The 21944-nt window shown below is 35.2% G+C and carries 17 protein-coding genes; 7 read left to right on the top strand and 10 right to left on the bottom strand.

Annotation, left to right across the window (positions count from 1 at the left end):
• Positions 1-64 precede the first annotated feature (64 nt).
• The 3 genes from E0F89_RS06320 to E0F89_RS06310 all read right to left on the bottom strand — a co-directional run bounded on the left by E0F89_RS06320 (position 65) and on the right by E0F89_RS06310 (position 3159).
• On the bottom strand, positions 65-1591 hold the full coding sequence (locus E0F89_RS06320; protein ID WP_131909004.1) for a MauE/DoxX family redox-associated membrane protein: 1527 nt from the start codon (positions 1589-1591) through the stop codon (positions 65-67).
• Between the two features lie 220 nt (positions 1592-1811).
• On the bottom strand, positions 1812-2720 hold the full coding sequence (locus tag E0F89_RS06315; protein ID WP_131909003.1) for a helix-turn-helix domain-containing protein: 909 nt from the start codon (positions 2718-2720) through the stop codon (positions 1812-1814).
• A 55-nt stretch (positions 2721-2775) separates the two neighbouring features.
• Complete coding sequence (locus tag E0F89_RS06310; protein WP_072944060.1) at positions 2776-3159, bottom strand: DUF7793 family protein; 384 nt, start codon at positions 3157-3159, stop codon at positions 2776-2778.
• Positions 3160-3412: 253 nt separating this feature from the next.
• On the opposite strand from E0F89_RS06310, the gene E0F89_RS06305 reads away from it, so the two are divergent.
• From E0F89_RS06305 to E0F89_RS06280, 6 genes are all read left to right on the top strand, one after another.
• Entirely contained in the window at positions 3413-5842 is a 2430-nt protein-coding gene (locus E0F89_RS06305; RefSeq protein ID WP_131909002.1) for a bifunctional aminotransferase class I/II-fold pyridoxal phosphate-dependent enzyme/GNAT family N-acetyltransferase, read from the top strand.
• Positions 5843-5962: 120 nt separating this feature from the next.
• Positions 5963-6808, top strand: a complete 846-nt coding sequence (locus E0F89_RS06300; protein ID WP_131909356.1) for an RteC domain-containing protein — start codon at positions 5963-5965, stop codon at positions 6806-6808.
• A gap of 276 nt (positions 6809-7084) precedes the next feature.
• A complete protein-coding gene (locus tag E0F89_RS06295) occupies positions 7085-7393 on the top strand; it encodes a helix-turn-helix domain-containing protein (RefSeq protein WP_131909001.1) in 309 nt (102 codons plus the stop codon).
• An 83-nt stretch (positions 7394-7476) separates the two neighbouring features.
• Positions 7477-8928 (top strand): DUF3945 domain-containing protein, encoded by a 1452-nt coding sequence (locus tag E0F89_RS06290; RefSeq protein ID WP_131909000.1) that lies wholly within the window; start codon positions 7477-7479, stop codon positions 8926-8928.
• 21 nt (positions 8929-8949) lie between these two features.
• Positions 8950-11037, top strand: coding sequence for a type IA DNA topoisomerase (locus tag E0F89_RS06285; protein WP_131908999.1), 2088 nt, complete (start codon positions 8950-8952; stop codon positions 11035-11037).
• Positions 11037-11912 carry an ORF6N domain-containing protein gene (locus E0F89_RS06280; RefSeq protein ID WP_131908998.1) on the top strand — a complete coding sequence of 292 codons (876 nt, stop codon included), beginning with the start codon at positions 11037-11039 and terminating at the stop codon, positions 11910-11912. Before E0F89_RS06285 ends, E0F89_RS06280 begins: the two co-directional genes overlap by 1 nt.
• 48 nt (positions 11913-11960) lie before the next feature.
• Here the strand turns inward: E0F89_RS06280 and E0F89_RS06275 are convergent, their stop codons facing one another.
• From E0F89_RS06275 to mobC, 5 genes are all read right to left on the bottom strand, one after another.
• On the bottom strand, positions 11961-13196 hold the full coding sequence (locus tag E0F89_RS06275; protein ID WP_131908997.1) for a hypothetical protein: 1236 nt from the start codon (positions 13194-13196) through the stop codon (positions 11961-11963).
• 3 nt (positions 13197-13199) lie between these two features.
• Positions 13200-14450: a hypothetical protein gene (locus tag E0F89_RS06270; protein WP_131908996.1), complete on the bottom strand. Its 1251-nt coding sequence runs from the start codon at positions 14448-14450 to the stop codon at positions 13200-13202.
• A gap of 190 nt (positions 14451-14640) precedes the next feature.
• Positions 14641-15297, bottom strand: a complete 657-nt coding sequence (locus tag E0F89_RS06265) for a hypothetical protein (protein WP_131908995.1) — start codon at positions 15295-15297, stop codon at positions 14641-14643.
• 73 nt (positions 15298-15370) lie between these two features.
• Positions 15371-16579: a restriction endonuclease PLD domain-containing protein gene (locus tag E0F89_RS06260; protein ID WP_131908994.1), complete on the bottom strand. Its 1209-nt coding sequence runs from the start codon at positions 16577-16579 to the stop codon at positions 15371-15373.
• Positions 16580-16820: 241 nt separating this feature from the next.
• Positions 16821-18821, bottom strand: coding sequence for a conjugal transfer protein MobC (mobC, locus tag E0F89_RS06255; protein ID WP_131908993.1), 2001 nt, complete (start codon positions 18819-18821; stop codon positions 16821-16823).
• 210 nt (positions 18822-19031) lie between these two features.
• On the opposite strand from mobC, the gene E0F89_RS06250 reads away from it, so the two are divergent.
• Entirely contained in the window at positions 19032-19589 is a 558-nt protein-coding gene (locus E0F89_RS06250; protein WP_131908992.1) for a hypothetical protein, read from the top strand.
• Positions 19590-19616: 27 nt separating this feature from the next.
• On the opposite strand, the gene mobB is transcribed toward E0F89_RS06250, so the two are convergent.
• Together mobB and mobA are read right to left on the bottom strand one after the other, a co-directional pair.
• Positions 19617-20918 carry a conjugal transfer protein MobB gene (gene mobB / locus E0F89_RS06245; RefSeq protein WP_131908991.1) on the bottom strand — a complete coding sequence of 434 codons (1302 nt, stop codon included), beginning with the start codon at positions 20916-20918 and terminating at the stop codon, positions 19617-19619.
• A 1-nt stretch (position 20919) separates the two neighbouring features.
• On the bottom strand, positions 20920-21357 hold the full coding sequence (mobA, locus tag E0F89_RS06240) for a conjugal transfer protein MobA (protein ID WP_131909355.1): 438 nt from the start codon (positions 21355-21357) through the stop codon (positions 20920-20922).
• Positions 21358-21944: the final 587 nt, after the last annotated feature.

Raw genomic sequence — 21944 nt, 5'->3', positions numbered from 1 at the left:
ATGATCTACTCTGTCACAGGTTTTCGATCTTCTCCTGATACTGCGCAGTATATTGTATGCGCAATTATTTTGTCTGCTTAGGTTTCTTTTGATTCCAAGGCACATAATAATCGCTGCGTAATTTGCTAATAGTCAAATATTTTCCAGTTAACACTATAACAAGATCATTCGAAATTATAAATTCCGACATTTTTTCCCCTCCTTTATCATAGATGTAAAAACTAAAGGCATAAGTGTTTTTAACAAGGTCGTAAACATCAATAATTGAAGCCTGTTTCCACATATCTTTTGGTTCAAACTTTCCGATTAGGGCGGCATTTACAAAAAGGTAGTTTCCATAAGTGGCTGTTTTTTTATTAACGATTACGGGTTGTTTGGCTAATGTTGTGATTTTTTTTGAATCAATTTTGGCAAGTTTAATCTGGGCTTGAGTAGTCGTATCAATAGTATGACCAATTGAATAGGAATTTAATGAATCATTTGCAATAATAAACTCGTTACGGTAATAGTAGGTATAAAGTATTTTGTCAAGCTGTGCGTTATATAAAAGCATTCCGTCAGTATCAAAAATCCCGTCTATCTGCTTTTCCAGCATAGTGTAATTCAGGTGAAGGCTGTCGGTATATGCAATAGTCGCCAAAACATTTTCATGCGTTTTACTTCCGATAACACGTAGAGCGGCTTTATTAGCATTCACAGGCGCTATCAGTGAAAAGTAAGCTTTTTTATGCATTACTAAACTTGGCTTCCAGTCAGATATACTACCTCTGAAGATACAAGGTACCGTTCCATCTGTAAAATAAAAATAGGGTGGCTTTACTAATAACCGCGGCGCAGTATATGAAAATTTGTATTTGGGTAACTGAATAACAAATTGCTTTTTATTTTGATGAGCAATGTTAACCATGGTTACGGTCAATGGTGCAGTGGAATTTCCTAAGTAAACATATTCGTCATCATAACCAGCAATATAATAAGAATCATATTGCAAGTCAATTTCTGATTTGAACGTAGTAGGATGATGAGGAAATCTTCTGGTAAAATTATTGCTACGATGGATCGTATCTTCCGATAATAAAAAAAAGACAGTAACCACGGTAACACTGAAGATCATAGTAACACCAATTCTTGTCAATCGTTCTTTAAAATTTAACGTTCTGGCAGGGAGTTCATTTGTTCTGTATAATAAAATTGCTATCAGCATAAGTACTACGAAAACAATATTAAATATAAGGTGTTGATTCCAACTCAATTTTTCCAATACGCCACCACAGGAACAAGGTACAAACGGACTAAAATGGAGCATAATAAATATATACGCCGTAAACATTACCATTAGGCTGAATGCGGCATGCATACCAGCATAACGCAACCGTACTGTCAGAAGCATAAAAGCAATGATAAATTCAACAGCGGGGACTGTATACGATACTAGTTCAGCAAATGCGCTAAGCAATGGTGACTGGCCCAATTGAACCTGAAAATTTTCAAAGTCTAAAAGTTTATTTAATGCTGCATAAACAAACAACAGAACATACAGTAGACAAACCGTTTCAATAATAATACTTTTGATTGTTACAGGTAGTTTCATATCGACAAACTTTAAGATTTAATCCGATATAAAATTCCGAAAAAACAAGGGAATAAGTGTTATCAATTCGGGAGCTTAACTTGCTCCAAAGGGAGTTTTTAAATAAGGGAGCAATTTGTATTCCCTATTCTCACCGCCTTGTTAACATTACGTGTTGGAATTGACATTGATTTTGCATTTAATTCCTACTCCTCACCTCTAACTTTCCATTTCAAACCTTCTACCTCCTCTCAATAGCATTAGGAGCATAATCAAAGTGTTTTTTAAAGGTTCTTGAAAAATTGGGATAAGTGTTAAATCCCATAATAGTTGCAATTCTTTTTAAGGGTATTGTTGTTTGCTGGATCAAAAGATGAGCTCTTTTCAACCGTTCAGTAGCATAAAATTGATAAATACTCGTTTTAAATAAAAGTTTAAACCCCTGTTTCAATTTATTATCATTGGTTCCAAAAATTTGAGAAAGTTCTTTTAAAGAAGGTAGCGGGGAATCCAAATGGTTTAAAATATAATCATAGACATGCTGTATCAATTGTACATCAGAATAACTACTGAACCCCCCAAGCAAATTAATATCTTCTGGTGAAACCAATGCTTTAGCCACTATGGTCTCATCAATAACAGTAGTAACCGAACTGATTAAAATATTGGTACTGTGCATCAGTCGTGAAATGGTGCAATAGCAAGGTACAAGCAATTGCTCTTGAGTAATATAAATGAGTTGCAAGGTACCATTATAGTTAACATCATGAATTATGGATTCTTTAATACTATCCCAAATGGGTAAAGATTCCTTCGAGAGTATACTGCTGAAAGCAGTATTATAGAGCATTTCATCAGTAAAACCTAATACTTTAGGAACAGCTGAATTATAACTTCTGATAATAAAATCGGTATCCAGAATAACAGTGGTTTGAACAAGATTGGTATAAGTATGGTGAGGATTAATAAAGCCCCAATGAAAAACAGATCCTTTCATTTCTTCTGCTACCATGTTAACAAGCACTACCAATGCCTCCAGTTCATCATCCTGCTCTGTACGTTCGATGCGATTGGTAAAATTACCACTTCCCATCTCAAGAAGCATTTTATGCATACTTTGAATACGCTGTTGATTAATTTCTTGTTGCATATAGGAACTATAAGGTACCAGTTAAAAGATTTATTAAAAGTAGTGATTTATAATATTACTTGTAAGCTTCCAAAAAAGCCAAAGCGGCTGACTCATCAGTAAAAAGCTTTGTTGGAACACTTGGTTTACCAATTTTAAGATAAAAAGAGGTTATAATTAGAGAAATACTTTGATGCCCAACCAGACTTACAGCTTTTGTCAAAACGGAACCAGATTGAGCCAAATAATCTCTGGCAGCTTTGTCAGAATCTACAATACCCCTGATATCGCACAATATAGGATAAGCCTTTTCATTTTGTATCTGTATTCGATCGGCTACAATGCGCTGGGCTACAGTTAAATCAATAACAACATTGGGTTTGTATTCAAAAAAAAGAATACTATTTCGAATCCAAAAATGGGCATATTCATTCTCAAAGTAACTAGCTGAAAACCTCATAAGATTTTAGATAAATATGATGTTATTTGTAAAAATAGTAATAATTCTAATTATAATAAGCATAAAAACAGCGAAAATCACTAAAAATAGCATTGTAGTTATCAAATCGGGAGTATGTCTTACCATATCGGGAGTTTATGATATTTCATACAATACGATTCATTATTTATTCAGATTTTTACCCAAAAATAGTATCCAGTAAGAAAGAAGTACTTACAAAATTTTACATTTAAATAACTTAAATTTAAATAATATGGCAAAAATCAAGCACAACAATTTCATTGATACGGTCGATGAGGTTTTATCAGGAGCAAAAAAAGAAGGCGTATTGCACTTATATGCTGAAGACAAAGTATTGACAGGAAGAACCATACAAATCAAAGGAAAAGAAATGTTTCATTTCGGCACAACAGGATATCTTGGTTTAGAACAAGATAATAGACTCAAAGAAGCTGCAATTCAAGCCATTCGGGATTATGGCACACAATTTCCGTTGTCAAAATCATACATTTCACATCCACTATACTATGAATTAGAAAGCAAAATAGAACAAATGTATGATATTCCTCCTATTATAACCAAGAACAGTACGCTGGGGCATTTAGCTATTATTCCAACACTCATTAGAGATGAGGATGCCGTAATAATGGATCATCAGGTGCATTGGAGCGTCCAAAATGCATGTCAACTTTTAAAACTAAGGGGAATTCCAGTAGAACTGATAAGACACAGTAATTTGGATATGCTAGAAGATAAAATCAAGCAACTAACCACCAAATGCAACAAAATATGGTACATGGCTGATGGTGTATATTCCATGTTTGGTGATTATGCACCCATCCCAGAATTATTGGCTTTGACTCAAAAATATACACAACTAAACCTTTATTTTGACGATGTCCACGGAATGAGTTGGAAAGGCAAAAACGGAACCGGTTTTGTTTTTGACGCTATCAAAGAACTGCCTGAAAATTGCATTGTGGTAAGTACTCTAAGTAAAACCTTCGGAGCCAGTGGTGCAACAGTATTTTGCAAGAATCAAAAATTGAGGGACAAAATCAAAAATTTTGGCGGGCCGTTAACCTTTTCCGCTCAGTTAGAACCTGCCTCTGTAGCGGCTGCAATTGCCTCAGCAGGCATCCATCTATCTCCTGAAATAGAATTGATGCAAAAAGATTTGGCGAATAAAATTGCTTACTTCAACCAATTGCTGTCTCAAGGAAACCTTTCCATAATTTCAAAAAACGATTCGCCAGTTTTCTTTTTGGGAATGGGTACACCCGCAACGGCCTATAACTTTGTGAAACGTTTATTCAAGGAAGGCTTTTTCCTGAATTTGGGGATTTATCCTGCTGTACCAATCAAGAATACTGGAATTAGAATTACGCTATCCAGTCACAATCAACAACAGGACATTACAGCCTTGGCTGAAGCGATGGAATATCATTTTCCTAAAGCATTGGAAGAAACAAATAATAGCGAGATCAAAATCAGACAGGCTTTTGGAATGGACAGTAAAAAAGCAGAAAACATTTCAGAATCAAAAGAGCAGGAGCTTTTTATCGAAGAAAAAAATACCATTCAAGATATCATAAAAGATGAATGGAACCAATACATGGGAAAACAAAATATCTTTGATTGGGAAGGACTGGTTTATTTAGAAAAAACATTTAGCCAGCATCCGGATCCAACAAACCAATGGGATTTTTATTATTTCACTATTAAAGACAACAAAGGTACCGTAGTATTAATGACCTTTTTTACCTACGGCCTTTGGAAAGATGACATGCTGGCTACTGAATCGGTCTCCATCCATTTGGAAGAAATAAGAAAGACTAATCCTTTATACCTCACCTCAAGAGTATTGGGTATGGGTTCTCTATTCACCGAAGGAAAACACTGCTTCATCAATCAGGAACATCCTTTGGCAGAAAAAGCATTGAAACTATTATTGGATAAGCTGGAAGAAAAATACAATGACTTAAATGCAGATATGCTAGTTTTAAGAGATTTCGAAAAAGACAACAGCTACAACAAAACAATAGTAGAACAAGGTTATTTCAAAATAGACATGCCGGAATCCTGTCTAATTGAAAACCAAGTTTGGCATTCATACGAAGAGTTTACAAAAACGTTGTCGCTGCGTTCCCGTAAACATTTCAATAAAGAGATAGAACCTTATGAGAAGTACTATGAGTTTGTAATAAAAGATAAATTGAGCAAATCAGAAATAGCAAGAGCATATCAACTCTACAACAATGTGAAAGACAATAATTACGCTATCAATACATTCCGATATACACAAGAAATTTTCGAAAGCATGAATGACAGTCCCAACTGGGAATTTATAATATTAGCCTTGAAAGCAGAGCCCGAAAATCCATTCATAGGAATTATGTTTTGCTACAAAAACGACAATCATACCTATGTCCCGGAATTAATAGGTATGGATTATAAATGGGCAAAAGAATACCAACTGTACAGGCAATTGTTATTTCAAACCATAAAAAGAGCTAATGAGTTGCAGCTTCAAAAGATAGATTTTGGAGTTTCAGCCTCATTTGAAAAAAGAAAATTAGGAGCTAGGATAATTCCAAAAGTAGCCTATGTTCAGACAAGAGATAATTACGCAATGGAACTTATGAATACTTTGCAAAATGATTACAAATCAATTGCAAAATGACGAAAGTATATTGACAACTAATATTAAAAAAATGTTTGAAAAAGGGATTGAATCATTTAATGCTGTCTGCAATGAAATATACAAATGAATTAATTATTCGTTTTATTAGTTATTATGATGATGGAGTCTACTTATAAAGATGCTCTTTACAGTATACTGAAAAAAGAACAGGAAATAAGTTTGGAATCAGTACATGTTATTGATGAATCCTATCGTATGATTGTTTTTCTTCAGGATTTACTTTCAGATATGAAAAAACGTGTTCTGGATCATCATTTTACAGAAGAAAATGAAGAAATTGAATTTTTTAGGATAATTAAGCCACAAATACTTGGAAAGTTGATTTATTATAACAAAGTGTATAGAATAGAGACCTCTTGTCCAGTAAACAGTGGTAAAATGTACTATAAATACTTTTCCTGTGAATTACAGCAGTTAAAGAATGAATACAAAGAACATATCTGTAATTCTGATTTTTACCGGTATTATCGTTCAGGACGGACAGATAGAGATCATGATTTTTTTAAATTAGGAAAAATAAATCTTAATACGGGCCTTAACAGCTTTATCTTTGAAGTTGATACTCAATTCTCTACTTATTATGATTACAAAGTGTCGCGCATTATAGCCGATGAATTGCTTTATAATTACTTGATTCTCAAAATCAATCCTGTCGACAAACCTGATATGGTTTTACAAAATGCAGAATCTACCAAAGATATCTTTTGGACAGAATCTAAAAACGCGATGATAGAATTGATTTATGCCCTATACGTATCTGGTGCGATTTCGAATGGTAAAATCGGAATCCGTAAAATTAGTTTAGTTTTTCAGCTATTATTCCGTACACAATTGGGGGATATTCATCATGCGTTTCATCGTATGAAAGACCGTGCAGGTAATCGCACTTTATTTTTAGACCAGCTCAAATCTTCTTTAGAGCAGTATATGGATAAAGATTTATAAATAATTATAATCTTCTATCATTTTAAAGCAGTGTTTTATTACACTGCTTTTTTTATATCTACCCATCCTTACCCATTGGCAAAATGTTTCTCCAATTCGAGTTTCTTTGATAGTGTAAATTCAAAATTAGTTTAATTATTAATAATTGTCTGTATTCTAGAAATTTCCAAAATCATGATTTTCAATTGGTAAAGCTTGGCAGAAAATACAACAAATAGCCTCCAATTTTGCATATATCATTAATCGAAAACTAATAATTGATTAAAACATATCTATATGAATATCGACAGAATAGAATTTATGGCTTGGATGGAGCGAATCATGGAGCGATTTGACATCCTTATGGAATTGGTAAGCGGGGCTAAAAATCAACATACTATTATTGATGGAGAAGAATTGTTGGATAATCAGGATATTTTGCAAATGTTGAAGATAAGTGCACGATCTCTACAGCGTTACCGCTCTTCTGGCAAGCTGCCTTATTATACCATCAGCGGAAAAATTTATTACAAACTGTCAGATGTACACCAGTTCGTCAGGGAAAGTTTTACCGCTCCCATGCCTAAAACAAAAGCCAACTCGTGACAAATAGTGTCAAAGGATGCCAGTTAGTAAAAAGCAGTGAATGCCTCTTTTACTTTCGATGTCGAACTTAAATATTTCAAATTATGAGCGAACAAACTTTAGATAAATCACGATCTCCCGAACAATTATCCGAGATATTATTGGTGCTGGATAAAGAGAAAAAGAAAATTCAGGCTGTAAAGGGCATTGATGAAAATGGCAAGCTGGAAACCGTTGAACCTACAAAAAAAAATCAGAACCAGTTTATGCGGGTAGATAAGCAGGGGGATTTATTTTCCAATTTCTTATCTAATTTCTTCAGTCAGTTGAAGAATCCTACCAATTTCTCATTCTTTAACGTTCCCGCACCATTGGCTATTAATACAGCAAAAAAAATGCAAAAACAGGTAGATCACCCAACACTTGAAGGCGATCAATTAATGAGACAACACGAAGTGAAAGAGGAACCTGGTCAGGATCATAAACAAGAAAATCAGAATAGTATGGAAACAACACAAACAACACCGGAAACAAGCGAGTACCGCTACAAACCGGAACAGATCGATTGGGAAACCATGAACAACCTCGGTTTGAGCAAAGAGAAGCTCGAAAAAATGAACCTGCTTGATCCGCTATTGAGAGGCTACAAGACCAATGAGCTTGTGCCTGTCAGTCTTAACCTCGGTACAGCGGTTACCCGCATGGATGCCCGCTTATCTCTGCAACACAATGATGACGGGCAGGTTGTAGTTGCCATTCATGGTATCCGAAAAGTGCCGAACCTTAATTATGCTTTTTTCGGTCACGAGTTCAGCAAGGAAGATAAAGACAACCTGCTCCAAACAGGCAATATGGGCCGGGTGGTCAATTTGACCAACCCGAAAACGAATGAGACCATTCCCTCTATTGTCAGCGTGGATAGGCTGACTAATGAGCTTGTTGCTCTGCGAACAGACAAAATCAAAATCCCTGATGAGATCAAAGGCGTGAAACTGGATGATGTACAAAAGCAAACCCTAATGGAGGGTAAGCCGCTTCATATAGAGGGTATGACTTCCAAAAAAGGAACTTCGTTTGATGCAGAGGTACAATTCAATGCCGACAAACGTTTTGTAGAGTTCTTGTTTGACAGAAATAATACCAATAAGCAAACGCAAAACAATCAGCAAAGCCAGTCGAAGGAAGCCCCTAAAACCTTTCGAGGTAAAGAACTGGATAATGAGCAATATCAAAAGTTCAAAGACGGCCAAACCGTATATGTTATCGGCTTAGTGGATAAGAAAGGCAAGGAATATAATGGTTACATCACTTTCAACAAGGAAACAAATAAGACGGATTTCTCTTTTCAAAATCCGAATCAGGTCAAAGAGCACGCGAAGCCTACCGAAGCTCACAAAACGCAAACGGCGGTTAATTCACAAGGCAAAACAGATGAAGCAACCAAGAATATTAAAGAGCCTTTGAATTCGGGACAAAAAGGCCCCGACAGCAAGGAACAGCAGGAGCAAGAGGAAAAAACCAAAGCACCTGCCAAATCCAAAGGCATAAAAAGGTAATCACTATAAATGTATTGAATTATGAAAGCAGTGATTGCAGAAAAACCAAGTGTAGCAAGGGAAATAGCCAGCCTGTTGGGAGCCTCCGAAAAAAAGGATGGTTATCTGACAGGTAACGGCTATTATGTTACGTGGGCTTTTGGACATTTGGTGGGATTGGGTATGCCGGAAGATTACGGCATTTCCGGGTTTCAGAAATCGTCCCTGCCGATACTTCCCAATCCTTTTTTATTGACCGTCCGAAAAGTCAAAAAAGACAAAATCTATACAGCAGATGCAGGAGCGTTAAAGCAGTTAAAGGTAATTGAACATCTCATTGACCGTAGTGAAAAGATAATTGTCGCAACTGATGCCGGGCGTGAGGGTGAACTGATATTCCGCTATATCTATGAATACCTCAAAAGCAACAAACCCTTTGAACGTCTTTGGATTAGTTCGCTGACCGAAAAGGCAATCAAGCAGGGTTTTGACAACCTAAAACCTGGTAGCGATTTTGACGGATTATATCAGGCAGCGCAGGGCAGGAGCCGAGCTGATTGGCTTTTGGGCATCAACGCTTCTCAGGCATTAAGCATTGCCGCAGGCAACGGGATTTATTCGCTTGGAAGAGTGCAGACACCTACACTTGCTTTGATATGCAGGCGTTATCTGGAAAATAGAAATTTTTCGGTGCAGCAATACTGGCAAATACAGGTGTCCCATACAAAAGAGTTCATAGACTTTAAAAGTCTTTCCAAAAACAAATGGCAAGATAAAAAGCTGGTGGAAAATATATTAAAGTCCATCGAAAGAAATGGAAATACAGTTACTGTCACCACTGTAGAAACCAAAAATGTGACGGAACAACCGCCTTTGCTGTTTGATCTGACTGGCTTGCAAAAAGAAGCCAATAAAAAGTTGAATCTGACGGCTGAAGAAACCTTGAACATTGCCCAAAGCCTGTATGAAAAGAAATTTATTACCTATCCACGTACCGGAAGCAAATATATCCCTGAAGATATATGGGCAGAAATCCCCTATCTTATCAGGGCTTTGCAGGACATGGGAACCTGCAAGGAAGCGGTCGCCAAAGTGAAGTGGGGGCATTTCAATAAACGTATCGTGAATGACTTGCGGGTTACCGATCATCATGGTCTGCTGATTACGGATAAAATCCCTTCAGCATTACCAGCGAAGGAAAATTCGATTTACAATATGATTGTCCTTCGACTATTGGAAGCAATTTCACAGGCCTGTACAAAAGAGATAACCGATATTATTTTACAGGCATTGCATTATGATTTTGCCTTGAAAGGCTGCAAGATATTGCAACCAGGCTGGCGTTCCATCAAAGGCAGTTTTGTCGATAATGATGCCGAACCTGTGCAGGAACTACCCGAACTGAAAAAAGGTGATGAACTTAAAATCAAAGATGTCTCTGTTCTTGAAAAGAAAACCAAACCGCCTGCGCTTTATACCGAAGCAGGACTTTTATCGGCTATGGAAACTGCCGGAAAGGAGATAGAAAATGAGGAAGAGCGAAGGGCATTACAAAACATCGGTATCGGTACACCTGCCACAAGAGCCGCCATCATCGAAACTTTGTTTGCCCGTAATTATATCCAAAGAGAATTGAAATCCCTGATACCTACTGAAAAAGGATTGCAAGTGTATGAACTGATCAAAGACAAGAAAATTGCCGATGTAACGATGACTGCAGAGTGGGAAGTTGCTTTACAGAAAATTGAAAATAATGAGGCAGATGCTGGAACCTTTCAAAAGGAAATGGAAACCTACGCAGCGTCCATTACCAATGAATTGCTGCAAACGTCGATTGCACAAACCAACATGCCCAAGCTTGTCTGCCCCAAATGCAAAAAACAACAACTTATCATTAGGGATAAAATTGTCAAATGCCCTGATGAGGTCTGCAACTGGTTACAGTTCCGAAATGTATGTGGTATGCAAATCGGTATAGCTGATGTAGAAAGCCTTGTCAATAAAGGCAAAACTTCCCTTATCAAAGGAATGAAAAGCAAAGCCGGAAAGAAATTCGATGCCTATATAGTATTGAACGAGAAAGCCGAAAGCTCCTTTGAATTTGAAAAATCCAAACCTTCAAAGAAATAATGAGCAATTCTATCATTACCCAAAAGGAAATAGAAAACCAGATTTATAATGTCAGGGGAAAGCAGGTAATGCTGGATAGTGACCTTGCTAAGATTTATCAGGTAGATACAAAAGTTTTTAACCAAGCGGTGAAGCGTAATGTTGACCGGTTTCCTGACTACTTCCGTTTTCAACTGGAACAGGATGAATTTGATGCCATAAACTTGAGGTCACAATTTGTGACCTCAAGTTTGAACTATGGGGGAAGACGTTATCTGCCTTATGCTTTTACAGAACAAGGTATAGCTATGCTTTCGGCAGTACTCCGTAGCGATATTGCCGTAAAAGTGAGCATCGAGATAATGAATGCCTTTGTGGAAATGCGTAAGATGCTTGTTAGTAACGCAGCCTTGTTTTATCGGCTGGATAAGATGGAATTGAAACTGTTGGAAGCTGACCAGAAATTTGAAGAAATCTTTAAGGAGTTGGAAAGTGGAAAGCTGCACAGTGAAAAGGGGATTTTTTACAATGGGCAGATTTTTGATGCCTATACCTTTGTATCTGATATTATTCGTAGTGCCAACAGCTCCATTATTCTGATTGATAATTATGTGGACGATACGGTACTAACCTTGTTAGGTAAGAGAAATAATAATGTTACCGCAACAATCTATACCAAAAGTATAAGTAATCAGTTACGGCTGGATGTGCAACGATATAACAGTCAATATCCTCCGGTTGACGTTGAAGTTTTTTCTGATGCACACGACAGGTTTCTGATTATTGATAGCATAGAACTCTACCATATCGGAGCATCACTAAAAGACTTAGGTAAAAAATGGTTTGCTTTTTCCAAGATGAATAAGGATGTTGGACAGATGTTAAGTTTTCTATAAGGCATTTGAACAAATCCCTGAATTTACTCAGGGATTTGTTTTGTATTATTAATAGAGTTCAATATATTGACTTTGATAACTAATTACAGGAACATCAGCAGAAATTTTATCTAGTAATTGTTTCTCCAAAATGGTTATAAACCTTTTAATCAAATTTAAAACATCAGCATAATCATCCGGATTTGATGTTGTAATATGGAATTCACTTTCTTTATTATGAACAATGCTATTGCGTATTCTGTATATCAGATTTGTAATACTGTCAGCATCTCTTTGATTAAAAACATTTGCGGGAGAGGATATATTAATACTCCAATATGTCCTCAAAAAGGTTGCTTCTTGCGCATTTAAAGGATTTATTTGAAATGCATCGCCAAGAATTTCTGCTTCAAAAATCTTTTTAAAATTCTTTTTCAGAATATTAAATTCATTATCTGATTGACCTTTTCCAGTGAAACTGTGGATTTCTCGTATAAACGTTCTGTTATTTCTTGCCTTTTGTTCTATCTCAACTAATTCTCTTCGGTAGACCAAATATTCAATTATGTGATATAACTTTAAAAATCGTGTAATTGTATCAGTAGCGTGATTTAATTCATTGATAATATCAAATACCTCAAAATATTGCTCATAACGAGTATTGGGCCTTAAAGTAGCCGTCGCTCCATGTGCAGGCGTAAAGTTAAGATTAGGGTTTAAATCAATTTTTCCTCCCTGTAAGAGTTCTCTATAATATAAATAGGAATAAATACTTAAAGAGGTTTGATGATGAACAATTTTATGGATTAGAATACCCCAGTTTTCGTTTGCAGTTTCAATGTGAGAAAGTAATATTGTTATTTTATCATGTTCTGTATTAACAACCGCTGTTGATATAAAATCTACAAGAGTTCTATAGTCCTGCGAAGTTTCATCAATTGATGACAAGGGATTTATCATTAAAAGTTTAGATAAAGCCAAGTATCCAAATTCACCATCGGAGTAACTGAAGGCCCTGTTTCTTTTTGTAAAATCATTATGGGCAAAGTCAATGAGTTCAACATTTTCTAGTGGCAGATATTCATCCACTAAATAATCGGAACCAGTTTTAGCCTCTGTAAATGCTTCTAATAACTCATGGATTTTTGGTAATGCAATTAGTATGGCTTCACCTCTTAATTGATCAATTATCTCATCATTTGTCCAAAAATCATCATCAACTTGTAATCCAAAGTCATCGATAGTCAAATGGTAATGCTGATGAATAAGCTTATAAAAGCTTTTAAGTATTTCCTTTCCAGTCATAAACTATCCATTTTTAGATTTTGAGTTAAAAATAGCCTCCCACGAAGGATCAGCATCTTCTAAAAGCTGAATGGTATAATCCATAACAACTTTTCTAATAAAATTTCCAATATTGACAGATCGGCTGGATAGTACATTATATTGCTTGGTAAATTCATTAAGAGTAAATCCTTTTTCTTTTACCATAATAAGGAGTTTATCAAAACTATCTTGATATAGTTTGGTGATGTCCTCGATGGATTGTGTCTCGTTTACTTTTGCATAAGCACCTAATCCTGCAAGAATACCCGAAAGTGTAGTGTCTTTGACAAACCATTTCTTTCCATATTCAGCTTCTTTTTCTATAACAACATCATCCAGAGCTTTTAGATTCTCTAAGAACAGTTTGATAAAATGAGTATTGAAAATACCCTCGTTAATTTCTCCTGACGATTCATCCTGACCTAATTCAGAAACATCTAAATCGTCAATTGAAACACGCAAGGGTTTCTTTTCCAAAAAGGACCTTAAAGCAACTATTACAGAAGTAAACATATAGTCCCCTGAATTGCGGGTACCTGATTTAATTTTGTTGGCATCAGATTCTTTTTCCCGATATAAAGTAATGTCTTTTAATTGAATTCGCAGGTCCTCCCACAAATACAGGAATAAGAGTTCAAATTGGTGCGTTTTGCTAACACTCCTCTGCCCAGCATTCAAAACAAGCATTTTGTGGATTACTTTTTTAGGAGTAAGATCTATCCAAACAACAAAATAAACATCGAAATCCTGAAATGATGTTTTTATCTCATCAAACTCTCCATTTTGATAGAAATTTTTAATCTTAGTTAAAGAAACTATTCCTGTTTCAAAAAAGATTGGATATTTATTTTTAATCTGCTTAGCAAATGATGTTGGATCAGTAATAGCTGAAGATTCATATTCTTTAATTAATTCATTATGTGCCCATAACCTAAATGTCCTTTGAAGTCCATCAAGTATTTCAATATTTTCCATATTAATACTGACTTCATCACCAACTTTAGGCTGGAGTTTATCGTCATTATAAGTCAATGTTATTACCGGTATCGGGTCTTTTTCTTTAATCGTTGTAATTAAAGTATCTAAATACTGGTTCTTCACGATTTTTCGTTGAATTGAAAAAGTATAAAATTCCGGTTTTAAACTTTCTAAATACTCATTCAGACTGCCTTTACACAACATCCATTTTCTATCCGGAAAAGTTTTACAATCTAATATTTTTAGTTTATACATATCTATTACTCTATTTATAAGTCTGGAAAAAAATCACATTTTATTTCCTTTCATTTGAATTAATAAAAGATGTCTTTATCTGTAAACTAAGTCCAATAATCAACATCTATTACAAACATACAAATTAAAATCTTCGTTATTAATTTAATTGAATTATTCAATATAATTGCCGTTAGATGCTGGTTCTTTTTTAAAATATCCAATTTAATTTTACTTTTTCATTTTTTTGGTATTCAAATATTTTATCAATTATTGATTTTCGATGAGCCGCTCCGATGGTGAAGATTGCTCTGTCATAATTATGGTCTTGACTATATAGATAAATATTTTGAAGCATTTGGTTTTCTCGCATATCATTAATGTCTTTCCATAATTTAAAAGTTAGAAATAATTTGTCATTGTTTATTTTTTGCAGGCCATTTTCTAATGCATTACAGATTTCATTGTTTATGTTAATGCTGTCTATGCTATTTAAATATTTGAATCCATATCTTTCGGTGTATATTTTATTATTGTCAACTAGATTTCGAAAAGTAAATCCATTAATATCAGCAAGACCTTCTATTTTTTCAATCATGCGCTTATGATCTTTGAAAAATTCTTCTGAAGGAAAATTATTTGAATCTACTGGGATATGTTCGATTTTATGGTTTTGAATGTATTTGTTTATTGTGTCTGTTTCTAAATTAGCACGCCTTTTATCAAGATAATACTCGTCAAAGAAAGTTGGAGGTATTTCTTCAAATATTACTTCTGGATTTATGAGTTCTATAATTTGGTATAATTCATTAGAATTACACTTACCTAGCTCATCATGTCTTGTACAAACCAGAGTAATATTATACATGGATTTGAAGATTAGAGAATTGGAGTCCAAAAAAAAATAGTAATGGCACATACAGGGTAAGGAGCTGGCGTTACTATTCTTCTTTTAAATTCCAATAAACATAGTTAAAAAAGCTATCAATTTCCAAGAATGATTTCATATTCAATTCTTGTCTAATTTGAAATAGAAGAGTCGTATATTCTTTATAATCAATTCCATTAAATGCACTTGGTGTTTTTAATTCTTTACCAATTATTGACAAAACAGTTACGGGATTTTTATTAAGATTGGCGAATTTTTCAGAATTATAAGTCATTAATATTTCGGCAATAATATTTTCTCCAATTCCAGACATTTCATTATTTCTTCTCATGTTATTTAGAAAAGTCATCGAATCACTAAATGCTTTTTCAATTGGTTGATTGATATTATTTTTTATTTCACGAACCAAAACACGAAAATTATTAGCATAATGATTTAATGTTTTATGTGTTCCCCTATGGATGCTTCCTGAATGCCAAAGTTTTCTAAACCCTGAATGCCCCATCAAAGGCCCAAAAAGATTGCGAAACTCAGTATCATTTAGGTTTATATTGCTTCCGAGAATATCTAAGTTTTCTTGTGCCTGTGTATATTGTTCTTCTCTTTCCGATGGTTCTACAAATTCAGTAGATTCTAAATAGTTTTCATAATAATTCTTTAATCTAAGCATATCAATACCCGCAATTGTGCTTTTTTTTCGTCTGAATCGAAATGTTGGTTTTTGAGAATATTTATCTTTAAATTGTTCTAATTGAAATTTATATTTTAAAATTAATTCTGAAATGTCATCAGTGTAATATGATTTATGTAGTCGACTAAAATACTTTAATAATTGTTTGTAATCTAATGAGTCAATTGTTGTTTCAGATATAGTTGAAACTTCATCATTTGTTAGCCAGCCGGCTTCTGTTAAATTTGCTGAGCCAATAACTATTGTAATATTTCTATTTTTACGAAAAACGTAAATCTTGGAATGAAATATCCCAGCGTCTGGAGTGCAAAGAATTAATTGGTGATTGGCTTTAGATTTAATAATATTATTCAGTGATTCAAGAGTTTTAGGATCAGTTTCGCCAAATCCGATACCAATATAGAATGTTGATTTTTTCCTTTTGTCTTTGCAAAAATCTTTAAGAACATCCTTGATATTATTTAAACCACTATTTTTTAAAAATCCTGAAGCAAATATAATTTCATCGGCTTCATTAAAAAGAGTAAGTAAATTTTCTTTATGAGATTCGTTGTGGTTGGTTATTATCATTTACTATTTGTTCTAATTAATTCAGATTTTCAATGCGCTTGCACTTAACCTGCTTATATTGTTCACAAAATCTCTCTGGTACATTCTAAATCAGATTGACTTTGCTTCGTAAATTTAGGGAATTATTTTAGTTGTAAATATACTTTTTTATAAATTATCTAAAAGGTTTTTGATATGGGAAAGATTACTTCACTGGATTTCAAACCAACGATATATTAGTATTTATAGATCCCTTTTGCAATTATCTCTTTTGTACTAGATGCTGCAAATCAGGATCATTTTTAATACGTTCCAATTCAGTTTCAACAACCTGAACAATGTCCAGCTTTATCTGTTTATAATTGAGTTCAATTTCTTGTTTCATTTTGTCTTCTCCTTGTTCGTCTAAAAAGGATAAAATTTCCGGTATTTTTTGATAATACTTGGTTTCGGTTGCTACTTTTTCATTATCTACAACAATTTCAGCATGGAAAATTTTCTGTTCGATACGTTCATCAAAATTGTCTGATACAGCCCCTACAAAAACACCTTGGGTCAATGTAGAAATTTTAGATGCAGGAATGAGGCTGTCCAATTGTGTGGAAATGGATGTCGACGTATCATTACGGTTGATTGACAAACTCTGCCTTTTCTGCAACACCTTACCAAAACGTTCAGAAAGGTTTTTGGCAGTTTCTCCTACTACCTGACCACTGAATATATTACCCACGGTATTTTGTATAACCTTACTTTCTTTGTCTCCGTAATCACGAGTTAATTGCGAATAATCCTGAAACCCTAAACAAACGGCCACCTTATTACTTCTAGCAGTGGCTATAAGATTGTCTAATCCACGAAAGTAGATGGTAGGCAATTCATCAATGATGACTGAACTTTTAAGCTGTCCCTTTTTATTAATAAGTTTCACAATTCTTGAATTGTATAAACCCAACGCTGCGGAATAGATATTTTGACGGTCAGGATTATTGCCTACACATAGTATCTTCGGCTCTTTCGGGTTGTTGATGTCCAGTGAAAAATCATCTCCTGTCATAACCCAATACAATTGCGGGGAAATCATTCTTGACAAAGGAATTTTCGCAGATGCTATTTGTCCCTGCAACTGGTCTTGCGCGCCACCTTGCCAGGCATCCATAAAGGGTGATAGATAATTTTCCAATTCCGAATAGGTGGTTAGGATTGTAAAGACGTCCGAATATTTTTTGTTGAGCAGTTCAATGGCGTGAGGGAACGTGCAGTATTTGCCGTTTTCATAGATTTTAAGAAACCAAATAATGGCAGCCAATAAGATGATTGGAGATTCTACAAAGAAATCCCCTTGCTTTTGTATCCAACTCCTGTTAAGATTCAGCATGATGGTGTACGCCGATTCGTAAGCATCGGATATATCGGTCATAAAATCAGGATTTATGGGATTGCAACGATGACTTTTTCTAGGGTCATCAAAATTAATGACGTAGAATTTCGGTTTTACCTTGTACTTATCAGTGTGTTTTAGTAAATGATTATAGGCAATTGTAGATAGGTCGTCAAACTTAAAATCATAGATATACATTGAAAAACCTTTTTCAATATGTTGCTTGATATAGTTGTTTACTACAGCATACGATTTACCCGAACCGGGTGTGCCCAATACAATGGTCGCCCTAAAAGGGTTTACAATATTGATCCAACCATTATGCTGTTTTTTGTTGTACCAGAATTTGGTGGGTAAGTTCACGGAATATTCATTTTGCATTAGCTTAGTTTCCTGCATAAAACTTTCATTCTCATTGTTGAAAACATCCTCCATCAGGTTGGTACGGAGGAGACGGCTAATCCAAACTCCTGCTACCATCAGGGAGATATAGCCCAAACCTGCGGTAAGGATATAAAGAAATGCAGCGATGTTTAATGACAGTTTTAACAATGATGTGTTCAGAAAGAATAGTGCAAAACCAATTCCCAAAACCACATAAATTTTTGTCCAGGTTATCTTTTCATTCTTTACGCCTTTTGTTCCCAAACAGCTTAATGCTAATAATATCAAAGCAAAGACTTTAGTATATAAGATGTGTGAAAACAAACCCGCCGTTCTGTCGAAATTGCCTAAAATTTTGTTGATGATTTCCAGTGTCCAGCCCTTTTCTAAAAAGAACCCATAACAGAACCAGTAAAAGTGCATCAGCACAATCAATATACTTACCGCTCTCATGAATGCCATTATCTTGGCTAAACCTCTTAAATCGTCTTCTCCTTGCATTTTCTCATTATTAAATGTTCGGGTGTTAATTTAAAGACAGTGTAGCGTGGCTATAAAAAAGTGGCAGGCATTAGCGGTGCGTGACAGTGTTTGGCGTTAAGTGGCTCCAACCAGGTTCAGATTTTATAATGATTTTTTATTAAATTTATACTGTTGAAAAATTTTTGGGTTATCTCATCAATTTAATAATCAATATTAAAGGGGAATAATATGAATTGGAATAATCTTGATGCTGATCCGGGAGAAAGTGAAGATGAATATATAGCTAAGAAAAGAGAAGAAAGTGATTCTGCTACTGGACTAATGTTTGTGGTCGTTGCGGGTTTTATTCTCGCCTTAAAAATAGCTGCTATTTTCGGTATGTTTTTTTATGCAGGATTTTTACTGTCTCAAAAGTTCTGGGGAGAAGAAACCGACAAATTTAAAATTTGGGGTATCTCCTTATTATTCACCTACCTTATTTTCTGCATTATTTATTTCCTTAAAGGAACTATCATTGGCTTGCAAGCAAAGAACAGGAAGTTATGGATATTACCTTGGGTAATATGTGTGTTAATATGCTGTATTATTCCAGCACTCATAGTAAAATCATTCGTTGCAGGTATGTTCAATCTGACAGAACGACAAAGTATATTGTGTATTGGATTGAGTTGGGGAGCATTTATACTTTTTTCATTATATGTCTATGGTATTTATCAGTTCAAGAACCCAACTGTTCCGAAGATTTTGTACTGGAGTTATGCATTGGGATTGAAAGTGTCTTTATAATGAGGAGTTCATAATAAACAATAAAACCTACTGACCTCTTTTACGTCTTCTTTTTTTCTTCATTTTATTGGTAAAGTCCTGTTCTTCGTAATCTTCTCCTTGTGCTTCAGGCAACAGTCCCCCAAAACTTTCCATGATACTAGTTTCATTTGTGCTGGAAGCGGGGACTTCTTTGTTTAGGAAATCGAATAATTCATGGGGCTTTTCGGCTGGTAGATCTTTCATTGCGTTGTGCTGAGATATTTTTGGATGAGGTTCTTTAAGCCTTTTTATTTCCGGTTTGATAATATGATTCCAATAATCATTAAAGGTATTGGCCGAAAGCTCTTTCCCTAATCTGGAGCCATTCCAAACGGTTCTGGAATTGTGGTCGACAAACGTAATGCCATAAATACGTCCTGCATCATTTCTGCGAACAATTACATTAACTCCCTGTTCCGCTAATTGCTTCTTAAAGTTCTTTTCATCATTTGTCGATTGGAAGGCAGTTTCAATCGAAGCTTTGATGATTAGTTTTGCTGTATGGTTTTTTAAGGCTTCCTTGGATTCTTCAAAATGCCCTTCCAAAGCCGGAATTCCTGCATTTTTACCGAATAGGGAAGCCTTGAGTGGATGCCCGGCTTTTTCTCCTTTTTCATTTAAAGGAAAGTATAATAAACCTTGCTTGATTTTTCCTTGTAGTTCGCCCTCTATTTTTTCAGTGGTAATTTTGAACAGGGAAAGCAAAGCATTATATTCCCCCAACGTCTGGAACCGATAATACTTAGGCAGATAACGGACAACCGAAGCAATCTGGCTTTTTATATCTCCTGTTTGGTAATTAACGGGACGAAAAATCTTTTCATTCTGCAGATGTCCTTTCTCCGTAGGCGATATCAGTCCATATTTGTTTTCGAGTTCACGGCATACATTCATAGACCGTCTTTTTTCAAACTTATCCGAAATTTTTTTGCCTTCTTCATCCACACAAACCGATACGATATGGATATGTGTGCGGCCAATATCCGTGTGCTTGAATACTACAAAAGGTTGTTCCCCATAACCCAGCTCCTGCATATATTCCTGAGCCATCAGTTTGAATTTTTCATCACTTACATTATCCTTCGGGTCAGGATTGAGTGAAATATGCAAAATTGGTTTTTCAGTATTGCGGTTGGCTATCAGATAAGGTTCGAAAGATTGGACCAATTGAGCAACGGAATACTGCGCATTAGGTGTTTCAATTATTCTATTGGTAAACAGAATTTGCCCGTTTTCCTTCTCGACTTTGAGCTGATTGTATGCCAAAGCTCCGTATAAATTGCTCCCTCTTCCGATTTTTGCTATCATTTCAACACTGTTTTTTCAAATGATTTGCTTCAAATTCTTCTGTGAGCTGAATGGTTTTTTGACATAACACCGCCATTTCGGCTGTCTGTTTTTCCAATTTGTAGAGATAAGCTGCCGCTTTTTTCTCCGAAAAATTACGGTACAACAGCTTTACGACCTGATTATAATTTACGCCAATGGAACGGAACTGACTGTGAAAAGAGGTTAACCTCATATAAAAATCCAACATAGCTTTGTCTATTTTGACCGTTTTAATCTCTCTTCCAAACAGTACGGAAATGATAAATTTTGCTTTATTGACCATTCCCGATGCTTCAAAAAGCAATAATAATTTCGCGTTTTCTTCTTCCGTAAGGCGAAAAACGTGGCGGTGAATACTTGGGTTGTTCTTGGGCGTCCGTCCGCCTTTATTCTGTTTTCTGTTATTGTTTTCGTTCATCATATATCCATTTTTAACTTTAGCAAAAAGCCTGACTTCGGAAGGCTTTTCAGCCCCCAGCAGGGCAAGCTGTTTTGAGGCACGAACTCAGTTTCGAGTGCCTCAAAACACAACTTGCCGTGTTCTGGTGAACACAAAAATCCGCCCTTCGGGACGGATTAAATAAAGCAGGGATAAACGGCTTCGGGCCGTTCACTTTCTTACTTGATATTTCATAATATTTTTGCATAAGTCCGTTAATAAAAAATTTAATTACAAAGTAAACGTCTCTTCAGTAGAGTATTACACTGTGTCACAGTGCCAAATAGCACCAATAAAGGCCAATTCGTTCCACCTTAGAATAAGGACGTATATATCTGCATTTCTTTGTACCTGCAAGCGAGTGTAAACAGATAACTATGTTGGTATGTAGTTACTTAATTATGTATGTAGTCACTTGTGTATGTAAAAGCGTCCGGATGTGGATAGATGCAGTTGAGGATATGAAATCATATAGTTGTATATGTGCATATTTACAGACTTGGGTTTGCATATAACTAGGTCTGATGATACAAACCTATATGTATAGGTGCCTAAAAATAGAGGCA

Source organism: Flavobacterium caseinilyticum (assembly GCF_004349085.1).
Classification (GTDB): Bacteria; Bacteroidota; Bacteroidia; order Flavobacteriales; family Flavobacteriaceae; genus Flavobacterium; species Flavobacterium caseinilyticum.
The sequence above is the reverse complement of the archived record's forward strand: the minus strand, read 5'-3'. Positions and strand labels throughout refer to the sequence as shown.